This window comes from Caballeronia fortuita, from assembly GCF_001544835.2.
Lineage (GTDB): Bacteria > Pseudomonadota > Gammaproteobacteria > Burkholderiales > Burkholderiaceae > Caballeronia > Caballeronia fortuita.
This window is the reverse complement of record NZ_FCNX02000002.1, coordinates 306,630-322,141: the sequence shown is the minus strand read 5'-3', so window position 1 is coordinate 322,141 and position 15,512 is coordinate 306,630. Positions and strand designations below refer to the sequence as shown.

Annotated in this window: 16 protein-coding genes; 13 read left to right on the top strand and 3 right to left on the bottom strand. The window is 63.8% G+C overall.

From position 1 onward, the window contains the following. Positions 1-409 precede the first annotated feature (409 nt). The 4 genes from AWB77_RS05735 (at position 410) to AWB77_RS05720 (ending at position 2,894) form a co-directional block, all read left to right on the top strand. Positions 410-1,027 carry a hypothetical protein gene (locus AWB77_RS05735; RefSeq protein ID WP_061133424.1) on the top strand — a complete coding sequence of 206 codons (618 nt, stop codon included), beginning with the start codon at positions 410-412 and terminating at the stop codon, positions 1,025-1,027. A gap of 54 nt (positions 1,028-1,081) precedes the next feature. Next, entirely contained in the window at positions 1,082-1,333 is a 252-nt protein-coding gene (locus AWB77_RS05730; protein WP_061133423.1) for a hypothetical protein, read from the top strand. 137 nt (positions 1,334-1,470) lie between these two features. Continuing rightward, a complete protein-coding gene (locus AWB77_RS05725) occupies positions 1,471-2,331 on the top strand; it encodes an oxidoreductase (RefSeq protein ID WP_061133422.1) in 861 nt (286 codons plus the stop codon). Further along, positions 2,307-2,894 carry a M48 family metalloprotease gene (locus AWB77_RS05720; protein WP_061133421.1) on the top strand — a complete coding sequence of 196 codons (588 nt, stop codon included), beginning with the start codon at positions 2,307-2,309 and terminating at the stop codon, positions 2,892-2,894. Before AWB77_RS05725 ends, AWB77_RS05720 begins: the two co-directional genes overlap by 25 nt. 30 nt (positions 2,895-2,924) lie before the next feature. Here the strand turns inward: AWB77_RS05720 and AWB77_RS05715 are convergent, their stop codons facing one another. After that, positions 2,925-3,092: a hypothetical protein gene (locus AWB77_RS05715; protein ID WP_157694753.1), complete on the bottom strand. Its 168-nt coding sequence runs from the start codon at positions 3,090-3,092 to the stop codon at positions 2,925-2,927. 293 nt (positions 3,093-3,385) lie between these two features. Here AWB77_RS05715 and AWB77_RS05710 point away from each other — a divergent pair, with 293 nt between their 5' ends. From AWB77_RS05710 to AWB77_RS05675, 8 genes are all read left to right on the top strand, one after another. Next, positions 3,386-4,165 (top strand): acetoacetate decarboxylase, encoded by a 780-nt coding sequence (locus AWB77_RS05710; RefSeq protein WP_074168851.1) that lies wholly within the window; start codon positions 3,386-3,388, stop codon positions 4,163-4,165. A 20-nt stretch (positions 4,166-4,185) separates the two neighbouring features. Continuing rightward, a complete protein-coding gene (locus AWB77_RS05705; RefSeq protein ID WP_061133419.1) occupies positions 4,186-4,968 on the top strand; it encodes a 3-hydroxybutyrate dehydrogenase in 783 nt (260 codons plus the stop codon). Between the two features lie 27 nt (positions 4,969-4,995). Continuing rightward, positions 4,996-6,252 (top strand): DUF3734 domain-containing protein, encoded by a 1,257-nt coding sequence (locus AWB77_RS05700; RefSeq protein WP_061133418.1) that lies wholly within the window; start codon positions 4,996-4,998, stop codon positions 6,250-6,252. A gap of 59 nt (positions 6,253-6,311) precedes the next feature. Continuing rightward, positions 6,312-6,692, top strand: coding sequence for a VOC family protein (locus AWB77_RS05695; RefSeq protein ID WP_061133417.1), 381 nt, complete (start codon positions 6,312-6,314; stop codon positions 6,690-6,692). A gap of 204 nt (positions 6,693-6,896) precedes the next feature. Further along, the gene (locus AWB77_RS05690; protein WP_061133416.1) at positions 6,897-7,217 is read left to right on the top strand and encodes a DUF4148 domain-containing protein; all 321 of its coding nucleotides are present in this window, start codon (positions 6,897-6,899) and stop codon (positions 7,215-7,217) included. A 270-nt stretch (positions 7,218-7,487) separates the two neighbouring features. Next, the gene (locus AWB77_RS05685; RefSeq protein WP_061133415.1) at positions 7,488-9,188 is read left to right on the top strand and encodes a DNA-binding protein; all 1,701 of its coding nucleotides are present in this window, start codon (positions 7,488-7,490) and stop codon (positions 9,186-9,188) included. 24 nt (positions 9,189-9,212) lie between these two features. Further along, positions 9,213-9,608: a hypothetical protein gene (locus AWB77_RS05680; RefSeq protein WP_061133414.1), complete on the top strand. Its 396-nt coding sequence runs from the start codon at positions 9,213-9,215 to the stop codon at positions 9,606-9,608. A 115-nt stretch (positions 9,609-9,723) separates the two neighbouring features. Continuing rightward, entirely contained in the window at positions 9,724-11,010 is a 1,287-nt protein-coding gene (locus AWB77_RS05675) for an NYN domain-containing protein (RefSeq protein WP_074168850.1), read from the top strand. A 24-nt stretch (positions 11,011-11,034) separates the two neighbouring features. Here the strand turns inward: AWB77_RS05675 and AWB77_RS05670 are convergent, their stop codons facing one another. Continuing rightward, a complete protein-coding gene (locus tag AWB77_RS05670; protein ID WP_061133412.1) occupies positions 11,035-12,414 on the bottom strand; it encodes an HdeD family acid-resistance protein in 1,380 nt (459 codons plus the stop codon). Positions 12,415-12,761: 347 nt separating this feature from the next. Between AWB77_RS05670 and AWB77_RS05665 the strand changes: the two genes are divergently transcribed. Further along, positions 12,762-14,831 (top strand): putative bifunctional diguanylate cyclase/phosphodiesterase, encoded by a 2,070-nt coding sequence (locus AWB77_RS05665; RefSeq protein WP_061133411.1) that lies wholly within the window; start codon positions 12,762-12,764, stop codon positions 14,829-14,831. Positions 14,832-14,868: 37 nt separating this feature from the next. Here AWB77_RS05665 and AWB77_RS05660 read toward each other — a convergent pair whose 3' ends face one another. Beyond that, on the bottom strand, positions 14,869-15,471 hold the full coding sequence (locus AWB77_RS05660; protein WP_061133410.1) for a phosphatase PAP2 family protein: 603 nt from the start codon (positions 15,469-15,471) through the stop codon (positions 14,869-14,871). Between the last annotated feature and the right edge of the window lie 41 nt (positions 15,472-15,512).

Sequence of the window (15,512 nt, the reverse complement as noted above, 5' to 3'; positions counted from 1 at the left end):
CGTTGGATGCGCGAGCGCGATCGTCCCGGCCTCGCGCGATAAACACGCGAAGGTCGAGTGCTTCGTGATGACTTGGGTAATTCGCCCGGCGATTCGGGGTGGGTTCCCGATGCCGGGAAAGGCAAGTAGCGTTGCCTCGACGCCTTCAGCCGATGACTTACGCTATAGCGGGTGAAATATAACGGTTCGTCAGCTTTTGGTAAATTTGCGTCACGCTATCTGTAGCATTTCATCCACATAGATGTCCCGAACGGAAAGCGTCTGTCTCCATCTTCGTCGCAACTAACCGTCAAGGCCACATGCGCCACTTGAGCGGAACAGGCGCGAACATTGCAACGTCGCCCGCGACACCATGCAAGCGAGGCGTTTCCGTCGCCGGACGGGAAACGCGAAAATCAAAGGAGACGGCATGTCCGAACACAAAAGTCCTGACGCCTGCCGAATCGGCGTCGCCTTCATCGAAGCACAACTGACGGCGCTCCACGCCTATGCGAGCCTGTTGTCCGACTGGATCGAGCGCGGCGCGCCGCCGCCGGACTTTGCCAAGGCGCATTCGCTGTTGGCGCGCAAGCGTTCGCATCCGGAAGCGCACACGCATAGCGAAGACGGCACGCCGACCAAAGGCACGCCGCCCGAGGACGCGCTGTCGTGGCCATCGTTCGATACGGCCGAGAAGCGCATCGCGTTCGCGCTGCTCGTGCCGTGCACGAACGCGATCGTCGCCATCGCCGACTACTTCGATGTTCATCGGCTGTCGGCATCGCGCGCGCCCGAAGTGCAATTCCTGATGCGTCTGCGCGATGCGGCCCTCAACGGCAATACGTTCAGCCTCGCCGCCGACGATTACATGCCGCACGCCGCCTATGCCGGCCTGATCGTCGATCATTCGCTCGATGGCACGCTGCTTTTCAGCGACGGCGTGAGGCCGGGCTTCATCGAGTTCGGCGATACCGTCGGCTTGCTGCGCTATCTCTCGAAGCTCCTGAAGAGCATGCAGACGGCGATCAGCGCCGGCGATGCCGGATGAGGCATCGGGCGCGAAGCTTGCGCAATACCGGTGACATCACCCGGTCACACGAAAATGAACGAATCGCTGACATGCCTCAGAACACGCATCGCGAAACAGATCGCGCAGCGTGAAGCCGCGCTCGACGCGCTGCGCCAGAACGCGACGCTTGCAAGCACGAATCAGGACCGCGAGCGCATTCTTCTGACGCTTGCCGTGCTCGACGAAGAACTCGCTGGATGGAAGCAGGTCGCCGCGCGCATCGAACAATCGGTAATGTTCGAGCCGCGGAATCATCGCGCCATTCGCATGCCGGCGTTGCGCTGAACGCGCCCGGGCCGTCGGCGCAGGCCTTGCGAATTTGCGTCACTATGTAGCTTGCAGCTGCAGCGCCATCCCGAACACATGCGCGCGCATACTGGTCAGATTGGCCGGATGCCGCGCATTTTCCATGGAGAAACGCAATGTCCGCTTCCAACGGCAACATCGACACGCCCGTCTGGTTCATCACCGGCTGCTCGACCGGCTTCGGCCGCGAACTCGCGGCCGCCGTGATCGACAAGGGCTGGCGCGCGGTGGTCGCCGCACGCAATCCGGATAGCGTCGCCGATCTCGTCGAACGGGCGAAGGGACGCGCGATCGCGGTGCGCCTGGACGTCACGCGCGCCGATGAAATCGCGTCGTCGATCCGCGATGCCTACGCCGCCTTCGATCATATCGACGTGCTCGTGAATAATGCGGGCTTCGGTTATCTCTCGGCGGTCGAAGAGGGCGAGGACGAAGAAGTGCGCGCGATGTTCGAAGCGAACTTCTTCGGCGCGGCGGCGATGATCAAGGCCGTGCTGCCGCGCATGCGCGAGCGGCGCTCGGGCCATGTCGTGAACATCACGTCGGTCGGCGGGCTCGTCGGCAATCCGGGCAGCGGCTATTACGCGGCGACCAAGTTCGCGCTCGAAGGCTTGGGCGAAGCGCTCGCGCGCGAAACCGAAGGGCTCGGCATCAAGGTCACCGCCGTCGAGCCGGGACCGTTCCGCACGGACTGGGCGGGCCGGTCGCTCAGGCAGACGCGCAATACGATCGACGCTTACGCGCAGACTTCGGGCACGCGGCGCGCGGCCATCGCGGAGCGCAGCGGCAAGCAGCCGGGCGATCCGGCGCGCGCGGCGCAGGTCATCATCGAAGCGGTGACGTCGACGAATCCGCCGGGACATCTCGTGCTCGGCGGTCCCGGCCTCGAACTCGTGCGCACGAAACTCGCGAATCTCAACGCCGATATCGATGCGTGGCAGGCGCGCAGTCAATGGACGGATCATCCGGGAGACTGAACGTGAAGCGGCTGCGCGCGCAAGAGGCTCGCATCGTCTCGCTCGTCGCCGCCGACGCCGCGCTTCTGCACGTCACGCCGCCGCATGTGCGCTTCGTGACGACATCGGCCGGGCCTTGTTATGAGGCGCTCTTCAACCGCATCGAACTCGATCGCGCGACACTCGCGTTGCCGGAGCCGTTGCTTCGTATCGTGGTGGCGCATGAAGTCGGGCACGCGACGCAGCGCAGGACGATGCTGCTCGACTTCGCGTTCACGGTTATGTTCCTGATGGCGTTGCTGTCGATACCGTGCATCGTTTTTGCACTCGCGCCCGATGAAGAACTGTGGCGCGTGAGCGTTCCGGGGATCGGCTTCGTGCTCGCGTTTTTTGCATGCATGAAGAAAAGGCGTGCGCATGCGGCGAGCCGCGCCGCGATGTTCGAACTCGATGCGGACGCGAAAGCCGCATCGATCTGCGGTGCCGCATCGGCACTGGCCGCGCTCGAAGCGATGGCATCGCGAGGATGGATCGATGCCGCGCGCATCGAAGCGATGCGGATGCGCGTACACGGGCGTCGATAAACGGACGCCCGTGCATTTATGAACGCCGCGTTACTGCGTCTGTGATGCGGGCGGCGTCGTCGACTTCTTGTGATGATGCTTCTGGCCTTTCTTGTGATACGCAGGCCGGGCCTTGTTGTTCGGATAGTCCGCCGCCGCGAACGACAGCGTCGGGGCCGCGAAGGCCGCCAGCACCAAAAGCACGAGAGACTTCTTCATGGACGTTTTCATTGGAGACTCGCTTGGAGGAGAAGGCCTTGGAAAAGAACATCGACATGCAATCGAGAACCGCGCGACGCCGTCCCGGTTCCTGCCCGCGCCGGCATCGCTGAGGCAACAGTATATTGCACAAAAAAGCGCAATTCATCGGTTCATGCACATAACGCGTTGAAGCGGCGGCATTTTCGTCGTTTCGCAGTGCTGCGTTCGGCGCGTATATGCTGCCCGCCGTCCGCGACAATGTCATCAAGTGACACTACCATCGTGCCTGTTCTCAACTCAGGGACGACCCAGTGAAAGAAGACGACATCCGCAGGAATGCATTCGCCATGCCTGTGCACAATCCCGCTTACCCGCGTCCGCCGTTCCGCTTCCTCAATCGCGAGTACTTCATCATCTCCTACGAGACCGATCTCGACGCGTTGCGCGCCGTGGTTCCCGAGCCGCTCGAAGTGGATAACGGCCTCGTGCATTACGAATTCATTCGCATGCCCGATTCATCCGGCTTCGGCGATTACACCGAGAGCGGCCAGGTGATTTCCGTCATCGATCCGGACGGCAGGAAGGGCAGCTATACGCATGCAATGTATCTCGATGACGAAGGCCCGATCGCGGGCGGCCGCGAGATCTGGGGCTTTCCGAAGAAGCTAGCGTCGCCGCGTCTTGCCGTCGATGGTAAAGACACGCTGCTCGGCACGCTCGACTACGGCACGCAGCGCATTGCTACGGGCACGATGGGCTACAAGTATCGTCCGCTCGATCTCGAAGCCGAGCGCAAGAAGCTCGCCGATGCGCCGAACTATCTGCTCAAAGTCCTGCCGCACGTCGACGGCAGTGCGCGCGTGTGCGAACTCGTGCGCTTCTTCTTGCGCGACGTGAACGTGATCGGCGCGTGGGAAGGTCCGGCCGCGCTCGAACTGCACGCACATGCGCTTGCGCCTGTCGCGGATCTGCCGGTGCGCAAGGTCGTCGGCGCGCGGCATGTCATCGCGAATCTCACGCTCGATATCGGCGAAGTCGCATACGACTATCTCGCGCCGCACGACGAGTTGAAGCTCGCGGTCAATCAATAACAACGCACAGGAGTAATCGTATGGCACTGCAGGGAAAAGTCGCGCTCGTGACGGGCGCAGCGAGCGGCATCGGTGAACAGACGGCGAAGAAGCTCGCGGCCGATGGCGCGGCGGTCGTCATCGCCGATCTGAATCTCGCGAATGCGCAGAAGGTCGCGGACAGCATCGTGGATGCGGGCGGCAAGGCGATCGCCGTGTCGATGGACGTGACGAGCGAAGACGCCGTGAACGCGGGCATCGAAGAGACGGTGGCGAAGCTCGGCGGCATCGACGTGCTGGTGTCGAACGCGGGCGTTCAGATCGTCGCGCCGATCGAGGAATATGCCTACGCCGACTGGAAGAAGATGCTCGCGATCCATCTCGACGGCGCGTTTCTCACGACGAAGGCCGCGATCAAGCACATGTACGCGTCGGGCAAGGGCGGGTCGATCATCTATATGGGATCGGTGCACTCGCATGAGGCGTCGAAACTGAAATCGGCCTACGTGACGGCCAAGCACGGCTTGCTCGGACTCGCGCGCGTCGTCGCGAAGGAAGGCGGTCCGCGCGGCGTGCGCGCCAACGTGGTGTGCCCCGGTTTCGTGCGCACGCCGCTCGTCGAGAAGCAGATTCCCGAGCAGGCGAAGGCGCTCGGCATCTCCGAGGAAGACGTCGTGAAGAACGTGATGCTGAAGGAAACGGTCGATGGCGAATTCACGACCGTCGCCGATGTCGCGAACACAGTGGCGTTTCTTGCAGGCTTCGAATCGAATGCGCTGACGGGGCAATCGGTCGTCGTGAGTCACGGCTGGTTCATGCAGTAACGCATCCATCGACTATAAGGAGAATCCATGCGCCGCAGTCAACGCAACACACTCACGCAGGCGAATCGCATCGCGCTGCCGGACTACGATGACGTTTGCCTCGTGCTGCAAGGCGGCGGCGCGCTGGGTTCCTATCAGGCCGGCGTGTTCGAAGGGCTCGCGGAAGCGGGCGTCGATCCGACGTGGACGTCGGGCATCTCCATCGGCGCTCTGAATACCGCGATCATTGCGGGCAATGCGCCGGAGCATCGCGTGGCCGCGCTGCGCGGATTCTGGAACACGGTCTGCCAGCCTGCGGATCTCATCGGACATGTGGGCGCGTTCATGCCTGCCGCGTTCGGCTTTGCGAACATCGGCCGGAAGTTTTCGAGCATGTGGGCGGCCGCGCGTGCGCTGACCGAAGGGCAGAAGGGCTTCTTCTCGCCGCGCGTGCAACTGCCTTTGGCGCAGACGAAGAGCAAGCGGCCGAGCGATGTGAGCTTCTACGACACGTCCGCCTTGCGCGCGACGCTGCTTCAGTTCGCCGATTTCGACCGCATCAACGATGGCGCGATGCGTGTATCGGTCGGCGCGGTGAACGTGCGCACGGGCAACCTCGTCTATTTCGACAATACGAAGATGCGGCTCGCGTCCGAGCACTTCATGGCGTCGGGCGCGTTGCCGCCGGGCTTTCCGGCTGTCGAGATCGACGGCGAGTTCTATTGGGACGGCGGCCTCGTGTCGAATACGCCGTTGACCGAGATCATCCGCGAAAGTCAGCACAAGGACACGCTCGTGTTTCAGGTGGATCTGTGGAGCGCGCGCGGCACCTTGCCCGGTGATTTTCTCGACGTGAGCGAGCGCACGAAGGACATCCAGTATTCGAGCAGAACGCGCGCGATCACCGATTTCGTTTCGCATAACCAGAAGCATGCACGGCTCATCAAGGAACTGCTTGAGCACGTGCCGGAGAAGGTGCGGCGTGCGCATCCGTTATTGCGCGAAGCGCAGAAGGTGGCGGATGGCGGCGCGGTGAACGTCGTGCATCTCATCTACAAGAACAAGTTCTTCGAAGGGCATTACAAGGACTACGAGTTCAGCAACGACACGATGGACGAGCACTGGGCGAGCGGGCTCGAAGACATTCGCCGCTCGTTCGGGCATCCGGAATGGTTCGAGGTGCCGAGTCACGATCTGGGCTTCGTGACGCATGACGTACACCGGTATGAGCCTGCGCCGAAGGCGACGGCGGAGATGCCGGCGGCGGTGTCGAAGAAGCTGGATGATGTCGTCGAAGGCGTTTGATGCGATGACCGGTTTGATTTACGCTGACTAGCCTCGTCACCACGCCCGCGAGGCAAGTCATGCCCGACTGGAAACCCGCCGCCTACCCATCCGTCAGCCCCTATCTGGTCTGCCCGAACGCGGAAGCAATCATCACCTTTCTAGAACACGTGTTCGACGCACAGCTCGTGCGCCGCTTCGACCGTCCCGATGGCTCGCTGATGCACGCCGAAGTTCGCATCGACGACAGCATCGTGATGATCGGCGGCGGCGCGACCGATCAGCAATCGTCCGGTCCGCACATCCACGTCTACGTGCGCGACGTGCAGGCCGTCTACGATCGCGCGATGCGGCACGGCGCACTTGGCGTGCAGCCGCCCGCGCGCAAACGTGCCGACGACGACCTCAGAGGCGGCTTCCGCGATGCGGCCGGCACGACGTGGTGGGTCGCCATGCAATGATGCGTCAGCGTTTTTTTCGCTTCGCATGACGCTTTGTATCGCACTGTATCCGCACGCTGCGCCGACACACGGCGTTTCATAACCGCTTTCGCGCGACACAAGCCAGATACGTCCGGCGGTTCAAATACCTCCAAGCCCGAACGATTCGCAACGCACCGCGGATCGGTCAAACGGGCCTTTCCATCAAACACCTGGAGGTAAATCATGAAAGTCATTCAATCGCTCATCGCCGCCGCCGTCGTCGCGCTTCCGGTTTTGTCGTTCGCGCAGTCCAGTCAGCCAATCACGCGCGCGGAAGTGCGCGCGGAACTCGTCGAATTGCAAAAGGCCGGTTACAACCCGGCGAGCGATCAGACGCAATATCCGCAAAACATTCAAGCCGCCGAAGCACGCGTGCAAGCGGCGAAGGGCCTGACGGCGTATGGCGCGCCGGCGAGCGGCGGCGTCGCGTCGGGCACGCGTTCGGCGTCGGCCTCAGCCGATACGGATGTTATCGGCCTCGGCCCGGTTTTCGCCAAGCCGTAATCGCGCGGTTTCTGCCGCTTTCGAAAGCCCGGACGGATTTTCGCCCGGGCTCGATGCATTTCTGTGAATAACGTATTACGTCCCGAAATCAAGCGCACGCAGGCGATACACTCTCGCTGCGAATCCGGATTTTTACCGGCATGTGACGTGCTTTGAATGGCGGATCGCGGAAAATGGGTATCATCCATTTCCGCCCTGCGCGGATTCAGCCAAATGTAACAACGTATCGCAGTTTTTTTGAGTGCGACGCCACTGATTTTCGAGGCGCTTATGCCCACAGACGTAGACAACATCACCGACGAGCAGATCGCGTCGATCGCCGATCGCCTGACCGAAGAAGGTCGCAAGGTATCTCCCGTGACCGTTTGGCAGGAGGCCGGCAACGGCTCGGTCGTCGCCATCGCGGCCGGCCTGCAGCGCTGGCGCGAGGCGCGGTCGCCCGAAGTGCCGCAGCAGCAGTCCCCGACCGGCCTTCCCGACGATCTCGCCCAAACCCTCGTGGACGTCGCGCGGCGGCTCTGGACCGTCTCGCGCGACGAAACCGAGCGCATGTCCGGCCAGCGCCTGTCCGCCGTGAGCCAGCGGCTTTCCACCGCGCTCGCGGAGCGCGACGAGGCGCTCGCCGAATTTCAGAAGACCGGCGACGAAGCCGCGCAAAACCGCCAGCAGATGACGGAAATGCTCGGCGCGTTGCGCGCGTCGGAAGAGTCGGTCGCGCATCTGCGCAGCGAACTCGACGCGGCCACGGCCCGCGCGCAGACCGCCGAAACGCGCGTCGCGGAAGCGGCGCAACTGGCGTCGGCGGAACAGTCTCAGCTAGAGGCCATGAAGGCGGCGCTCGAAGAGGAGCGGCGCGCGAAGGAGGCGCTGAGCGCGGCGTTGTCGGCGAAGGACGAGGACATCGCGCGCATGGCGCAAGAGCTCGATCAGGCGCGCCAGCAGCACGGCGAACTGCATACGTTACTCGCCGGCAAGGACGAGGAACTCGCGCGCGCCGCCGACGAGCGGGACCAGGCGCGCCAGCAGCACGAGCAATTGAGCGCATCGTTCGCGGGCAAGGACGAAGAGTTCGCGCGCATCGCCGAGGAACTCGCTCAGATGCGCCAGCAGCACGGCGATCTGCGCGCGTCCCTCGCGAGCAAGGACGAGGAACTCGCGCGCCTCGCCAGCGAGCGCGATCACGCGCGCCAGCAACACGAAGTGCTGAGCCTTGCGTCGCAGGAAAAATCGGCGGAAGCCGAACGCTGGTCGCAGGATGCGAACGCGGCCCATGCGCGCGCGCAGGCCGCCGAGACCCAGGCGAGCGAAAGCCTCGCGCGCATCGCCGCGCTGGAAGCGGAGCTGAACGAAGGGCGAAACGCGCTCGTGACGGAGCGGGAAGGCGCGGCCGCGCGCAGCGCCGAGATGTCCGCGCAGCGCGATCACGCGGGCCGTATCGGCGGCGAACTGGACGAAGCCCGCAAGCAGATCAGCGCGTTGATGGAAGAAAAGGCCGAGCAGGGCGCGGAACTCGCGCGTGTATCGAACGATGTCAACGCACTGCGCCAGCGCGCCGAGGCCGCCGAGAAAAACGCGACCGAACTCGCCAGGCGTCTCGTCGAGAAGGAACAGGGCGAGGAGTCCGAACTGGCATCGCTGCAGCGTCAGGTGTCGGCGCAGGCCAAGGCGCATTCGAAGGCCTACGACGACCTGCGCGCCAACGCCGAGCAATGGGTCACCTACGCGAAGGATTTGCGTCAGCGTCTGGACGTGGCCAACGAGAAGATCCTTTTCATCGATGCCCGCAGCACCGGCGAAGTCGCGCTGATGCGCCGGCTCGCGGTCGAGCTGGAGCGCCTGAAGCCGGATCACGAACTGGTGTTCCGCGAGGCGCAGCAGAAGCTGATCGGCGACAAGATGGCCCAGCAGCTTGCGCAGAAGGGCTATCGTTACGATCCGGCGACGGCGGTGATGTCGAAGATCGAAACATGACACGCGCGTGACGCTCTGTTGGCGATGCGCACGCTTACTATCACCGTGACGATCGCGCGCGACTGGCGCGCGCTCTACGAAGCGATCTGGCGCCCCGAGGTCTTTCCCACGTGGGCGTCGGGTCTCGCGCAGTCGACGCTCGAAGAGATGGGCGACCACTGGCGCGCCCGCGGCCCCGCGGGCGACGTGACGATCCGCTTCACCGGGCACAACGCGTTCGGCGTCATGGATCATCGCGTGCAACTGGCCGACGGCGCCGAAATCTACGTTCCGCTGCGTGTCTATCAGAACGGCGCGGGCGCCGAAGTGGCGCTCACGCTGTTCCGTCAGCCCAACATGTCCGATGAACAATTCGCCGCCGATGCCGACTGGGTCCGCCGCGATCTCGCCACGCTCGCCGCGCTTCATGCGCAGCCCTGAGCGGTTCTCGTCTCGAGGGCGCACCGCGCCCGGCCATCTCCCGATCTGATACCTCGCTGCCGACAAGCTATCATGTGCGCATTCAAACATGCCGCACGGGCTGGAGAGTCATCACATGGCTGGACCTCAGGAAAGCGTCAGCATGGCGTTGTTCTGCGATTTCGAGAACGTCGCGCTAGGCGTTCGCGACGCGAAGTACGAGAAATTCGATATCCGACCCGTACTCGAACGCCTGCTGCTGAAAGGCAGCATCGTCGTGAAGAAGGCCTATTGCGACTGGGATCGCTACAAGGGCTTCAAATCGGCGATGCACGAAGCCAGCTTCGAGATGATCGAGATTCCGCACGTGCGCCAGTCGGGCAAGAACTCCGCCGATATCCGCCTCGTTGTCGATGCACTCGATCTTTGCTACACCAAATCGCACGTCGATACCTTCGTCATCATCAGCGGCGATTCCGACTTCTCGCCGCTCGTGTCGAAGCTGCGCGAGAACGCGAAGAAGGTCATCGGCGTGGGCGTGAAGCAGTCGACGTCCGATCTGCTCGTCGCGAACTGCGACGAATTCATCTTCTACGACGACCTCGTGCGCGAGCAGCAACGCGCTATCGCCAAGCGCGAGCAGCGCGAAACGAAGCGCGCGCCCGACGAAGAGCGGCAGCCGAAGCAGGAGACGGAGTCGCGCAAGTCGCAGGCGATCGCGATCGCGGTCGAGACTTTCGAGGCGCTCGCCTCGGAGCGCGGCGAGAGCGGCAAGATCTGGGCGTCGGTATTGAAGAGCGCGATCAAGCGGCGCAAGCCGGGCTTCAGCGAGACGCAGTACGGCTTTCGCGCGTTCGGCAATCTGCTCGATGAGGCGCAATCGCGCGGCTTGCTGGAAGTAGGCCGCGACGATAAATCCGGCGCGTTCGTTTTTCGCTCCGCTCAGACGTCTCAAACGGTGCAGCCGATGCAATCCGTTCAGCTTGCCCCGATCGACGTGAGGCCCAATGAGCCGGCCGTGAAGGAACACGAAGGCGCGTCGAACGGCAGGCGCAAGGAGAAGCGCGGCGCGAGGAAGGCGGCGCGCGGTTCGGTGCCCGCACCCTCGCCGGATGCAGTCGCGGTCGCGCAAGAAGCGCCGGCGCATGTCGAACCGGAAGCGCCCGCGCCGCAAGCCGAACCGGTCGCGGAATCCGCGCCGGAGCTCGCGCCGGACCCCGCGCCGAAAAAACGCGCTGCGCCGCGTCGTGCGCGCAAGACCGCGGCGAAGCAGAGCAATGCCGAGGCGCCTCAGGACAACATCGCACCGGCCGCCGAAGCGGTTGTCGAGCCGAAGGAAGAAAGGCCAGCACGCAAGTCGTCGTCGCGCGGCGGCCGTTCGCGCAAGACAGCCGACAAGACAGCCGACAAGACCGGCGAATAGCACGCCGGCGGATCGCAGCGGCACTCAGCCGGTGCGCTGCTCCGCCGCTGCCTGCTCCTCGGCGCGCCAGCGCTGCCGCGATCGATACATCGTCGCGACCGCGATGCGCGCCATCTTCACCCAGCCCGAGTGCCGCGGATCCGCGAGCATGCTGAGCGCGCGCGCATAGTCGAGCGTGAGGCCGGGCGTCCACGCCATTGTCGCGGCGCGCTTGCGCACTTGCGCGGCGACCCATAACTCGGGCGTCGTCATGATGCGCACGAGCGGCTTCCAGCCGCCGCCCTTGCCCCACGCGCGCGCCGACGCGCCTTCGATCGCCGCTTCCAGCGCCCGCGCCACGGAACTCGAACAGTTGCGATACGTGAGGTTGTACGTGGCATCGCGCCGATACTCCTGCCAGAAGCGCGCAAGCCGCGCCGGATCGTAGTTGCGGATGCGCACCTGCTGCGTCGACGGGCACCATGCTTTCGATTCGGTTTCGTAGTCGGGCTGGAACAGGCCGGGCACGTCGTTCTCGCGCGTCGCGCGCAGCGTGCGGCTGAATTCGTTAGGCGAGCGGTCGATCTCGACCGCGGGATACAGGCTGATGTACACGCCTTCGGGTGTCTCGAGCGCGGCGTGCCCGGTCGAAATGGTGCCGTTCCTGTCGACGGCGGCGATATAGCGATCGACGATCAACTGCCTTCGCGGCTGCGACTTCGCCGTGCCGACGGGCGTCCACACATGCACGGTCAGTGCCGCCTCGCCGGGCGCGGGCGGCCCGTCCCAGACCGCGCCCGCGAACGGCGACGCGGCGGGCGGCGTGCCGCTTTGCGAGGCCGGATCGGCAATGCCTTCGACAGCCGGATTCGCCGCCATGCGCCGCACGCGCGCGGCAAGCAGGATCATGTTCCAGCCGCCGAAGAAAAGCCCGAAGGCGACGCAGTACGCGACGGTGCCCGCGTAATGATCGGGATAAGGCTGATAAAAGAAGATTGCGATGGCGATTTCGAGCACGCCGCCCGCCATCGCGAGACGCCATTTGCGAAAGCGCACCACGCGCGCCGAGACGATCTGCAGCGCGCCGTCGACGAGAAAGAGCGTGCCGAAGATGAGCGACAGCACGAAGTTGCCGTGCTCGCCGCCGAACAGGACGAGCAGCGCCGACAGGCAGAATGTTGCGCCTTTCACATAGCGCAGCTTGCGTTGACCGCCCATGCCGGTCCAGGCGACGGCGAGCGTCGCGAGCCCTTCGAGCAGCATCATCAGCACGAACGGGACGATGGGAAAGTAGAGCGAGCCGTCGAGCGCGTCGATGAAAATGACGCCGCCGAGCGCGATGCTGAGCAAGCCGAGCGTCAGCACCGCGCGCCAGCGCGTACGCAAATACTCGACGCCGAGAAGAATCATCACGAGCCGAACCATCGATTTCCTCCGTTCCTTCGTTCGATGCCTCTTGCGGGACACGTGCGGCCACACACTTTATAAGGCATTCGCCGGGATATCGGCAAGGAGGAAAACCGCAGACGAATGCGGTCGACGCCTGATCGGCGGGCCAAATTGATTTGCGATCCGAACTAAGTTTGCTTACATGCGCCTGTCGGCCTCGACGATCACTCTGCGCCACGCCGGACTCAAGTTTTCCGGGTGCGCGCCGATAGGCAAGGGGAACCAAGCGCCGCGCTCCAACGCGGCGTGAGGCGAAACCGAGTCGGTGCGCAAGAAAGAAAAAGCAGTCGCTAAAGACTGATACGAAACACGAGAGAGAGCCGATGACTGGGATCTACAATCCGCTGCTGGTCTGCCTGTCGCTGGTCGTCGCGTTCCTCGCGTCGTACACGGCGATGGAGCTTTCCGGCGGCCTCAATGCGCTCGCGAGCGCGAAACGCCGCCCAATATGGCTTGCAGGCGGCGCGGTGTCGATGGGCGTCGGCATCTGGTCGATGCACTTCATCGGCATGCTCGCGTTCTCGCTGCCTATCGCCGTCGGCTACGATTTCTCCATCACTGCGGCCTCGCTCGTGCTCGCCATCGGCGTGTCGTTTCTCGCACTCGCCACCGCGAGCCGGGGCGCGCTGTCGCGCGCGCGGCTCGTCGTCGCGGGCACGATCATGGGCGCGGGCGTCGCCGCGATGCACTTCACCGGCATGCAGGCGATGCAGATGTCGCCCGGCATCGACTACACCTTCTGGAAGCTGGCGCTTTCGCTGGCCGTCGCGATCGTCGCGTCGATGGCCGCGCTCTGGCTTGCATTCACGCTGCGCGCGTCGAATGTGGAGAACCTCGTCGTCAAGCGGCTCGGCGCGGCCTCGATCATGGCGGTCGCGATCACGGGCATGCACTATCTCGGCATGAACGCGGCCAACTTCGCTTCGGGCAGCCTGTGTCTCGCCGATGCCAAGCTCGACGCGAACTGGCTTGCGCTCGCCGTCACGGCGATGTCGTCCATCGTGCTCGTCGGCACGCTCGCGCTGCTCGGCTCTCATACGAGCAGCCTGTCGATCTCGCTGAAGCGCGCGAACCGCCAGTTGCATTATCTCGGCACGCACGACGCACTTACGAACCTGCCGAACCGTCAGCAGCTTGCGCTGCATATCGCGCAGTCGATCGATGACAGCGCGCGCCGCGCATCGCCGTTCGCGGTGCTGTTCGTCGATCTCGACGGCTTCAAGTCGATCAACGATTCGCTCGGCCACGGCGTCGGCGACGATCTGCTGAAAGTCTGCGCCCAACGCTTGCGACAGGATTTGCGTCATACGGATATCGTCGCGCGGCTGGGCGGCGACGAATTCGTGATCGTCGTCGAGAACGCGGTGGAGATCGCGTCGGCGGTGGCGGTCGCCAATGGCGTATTGCGGCGGCTGTCGCAGGAGATCGTCGTCAACGGCTTGCCGTTGCGAGTGAGCGCGAGCATCGGTATTGCCATTCATCCGCGCGATGGCGCCAATGCCGATGAACTGCTCCACAGCGCCGATGCCGCCATGTACGCGGCGAAGCAGAGCGGGCGCAACACGTATCGCGTGTTCGAACCGCAGATGAATCACACGGCGCTCAAATCGCTGATCCTGCAGCGCGACCTGCATCGCGCGCTGAGCGAGCATCAACTGAGCGTGTCGTTTCAGCCGAAGTTCAGCGTCGCGTCGCAATCGGTGACGGGCGTCGAGGCGTTGATACGCTGGCGTCATCCTGAACTCGGCGATATCGCGCCGCTCGAATTCATTCCGATGGCGGAGCGCTCGGGCCTCATCGTCGAGATCGGGGAATGGGTGCTGCGCGAAGTGTGCCGCAACATCGCGATGTGGGATGCGCAAGGCTTGCCCGCGATTTCGGTATCGGTGAATCTTTCGGCGATCCAGTTCAACGTCCCCGATCTCGTCGGGCGCATCGACGCGCTGCTCGCGGCGGCGGGCGTCGATCCGTCACGGCTCATGTTCGAGATCACTGAAACGACCGCGATGCAGAACGTCGACAAGACGAGCCGCACCATCGAAGCGTTGCAGTTGCGCGGCTATGCGGTCGCCGTCGACGATTTCGGCACGGGCTATTCGAGCCTCGGCTATCTGCAGCGCTTTCGCTTCGATCAGATCAAGATCGACGGCTCGTTCGTGCGCGATCTCGATTCGGCCGGACAGCGCGGCAGCGCGTTGCTGTCGGCCGTAGTGGCGCTTGCGCGCGCGTTGCAGATCGAAGTCGTCGCGGAAGGTGTGGAGACGGAGTCGCAATTTCGCACGCTCGGTGAACTCGATTGCGATCAGATGCAAGGCTTTCTGCTGAGCCGTCCGATGCCCGCGGCGGACTTCGTAGACTTTCTCGGCACGATGGCCGAACGCGTCTGCGTCTGATACGTCCGGCAGTTCACGATCCTTCCGGCATCGCGTTTCAAGGCGCGAGCCAGCCGCGCCGTATCGGCCACGACAACAGCTTGCGGTAGAGCACGATCAACAGTCGCATCAACGCATCGCCCGCGCGCGCCCAGAGCGGCGCAACGATGGCATACGCGACACACGAGACGCCAACGGCACCGAGCATATCGAGAGGAAAATGCACGCCTATACGCACCCGCGCCCATGCGATCAAGACGCCCGCAAGCGCAACGGCCAAGCCGCAGCGCCTCAGCCCCGCGAGCAGGAACGTCAACGCGACGCTTGCGAACAAGGTCGCGTGATCGCTCGGAAACGACGAATCCGGCGCATGCTCGATGAACGTATGGCCGAGTCCGATCATGAACGGCCTCGGATGCATCCATACCATGCCGATCAGTTGATTGAGTCCGAGCGCGAGCAACGCGACGCAGCACGCGCGAATCGCCGCGCTTCGCTGACGGTGATCGCCAAAGAGCCACAGCAACGCGAGCAGTGCTGGAACGAGATAGAGCAGATCGTTCGCGATTGCGAGCGCGACATCGATCTGCCAGTGAGGCGTGTCGGTTGTTGCGTTGATCGCGAGAAACCACGCGTGGTTGAGCGCTTCGAGTGAGTGCATGCGGCAGGTTCGCTGGCTACGTGGAAGCCGCCGATCGTAGC

Bases quoted from the DNA above. Each gene is read 5' to 3' on its own strand.
- AWB77_RS05735 (WP_061133424.1), top strand. From the start codon at position 410: ATGTCCGAACACAAAAGTCCTGACGCCTGCCGAATCGGCGTCGCCTTC.
- AWB77_RS05730 (WP_061133423.1), top strand. From the start codon at position 1,082: ATGAACGAATCGCTGACATGCCTCAGAACACGCATCGCGAAACAGATC.
- AWB77_RS05725 (WP_061133422.1), top strand. From the start codon at position 1,471: ATGTCCGCTTCCAACGGCAACATCGACACGCCCGTCTGGTTCATCACC.
- AWB77_RS05720 (WP_061133421.1), top strand. From the start codon at position 2,307: ATGGACGGATCATCCGGGAGACTGAACGTGAAGCGGCTGCGCGCGCAA.
- AWB77_RS05715 (WP_157694753.1), bottom strand. From the start codon at position 3,092: ATGAAGAAGTCTCTCGTGCTTTTGGTGCTGGCGGCCTTCGCGGCCCCG.
- AWB77_RS05705 (WP_061133419.1), top strand. From the start codon at position 4,186: ATGGCACTGCAGGGAAAAGTCGCGCTCGTGACGGGCGCAGCGAGCGGC.
- AWB77_RS05700 (WP_061133418.1), top strand. From the start codon at position 4,996: ATGCGCCGCAGTCAACGCAACACACTCACGCAGGCGAATCGCATCGCG.
- AWB77_RS05695 (WP_061133417.1), top strand. From the start codon at position 6,312: ATGCCCGACTGGAAACCCGCCGCCTACCCATCCGTCAGCCCCTATCTG.
- AWB77_RS05690 (WP_061133416.1), top strand. From the start codon at position 6,897: ATGAAAGTCATTCAATCGCTCATCGCCGCCGCCGTCGTCGCGCTTCCG.
- AWB77_RS05685 (WP_061133415.1), top strand. From the start codon at position 7,488: ATGCCCACAGACGTAGACAACATCACCGACGAGCAGATCGCGTCGATC.
- AWB77_RS05680 (WP_061133414.1), top strand. From the start codon at position 9,213: ATGCGCACGCTTACTATCACCGTGACGATCGCGCGCGACTGGCGCGCG.
- AWB77_RS05675 (WP_074168850.1), top strand. From the start codon at position 9,724: ATGGCTGGACCTCAGGAAAGCGTCAGCATGGCGTTGTTCTGCGATTTC.
- AWB77_RS05670 (WP_061133412.1), bottom strand. From the start codon at position 12,414: ATGGTTCGGCTCGTGATGATTCTTCTCGGCGTCGAGTATTTGCGTACG.
- AWB77_RS05665 (WP_061133411.1), top strand. From the start codon at position 12,762: ATGACTGGGATCTACAATCCGCTGCTGGTCTGCCTGTCGCTGGTCGTC.
- AWB77_RS05660 (WP_061133410.1), bottom strand. From the start codon at position 15,471: ATGCACTCACTCGAAGCGCTCAACCACGCGTGGTTTCTCGCGATCAAC.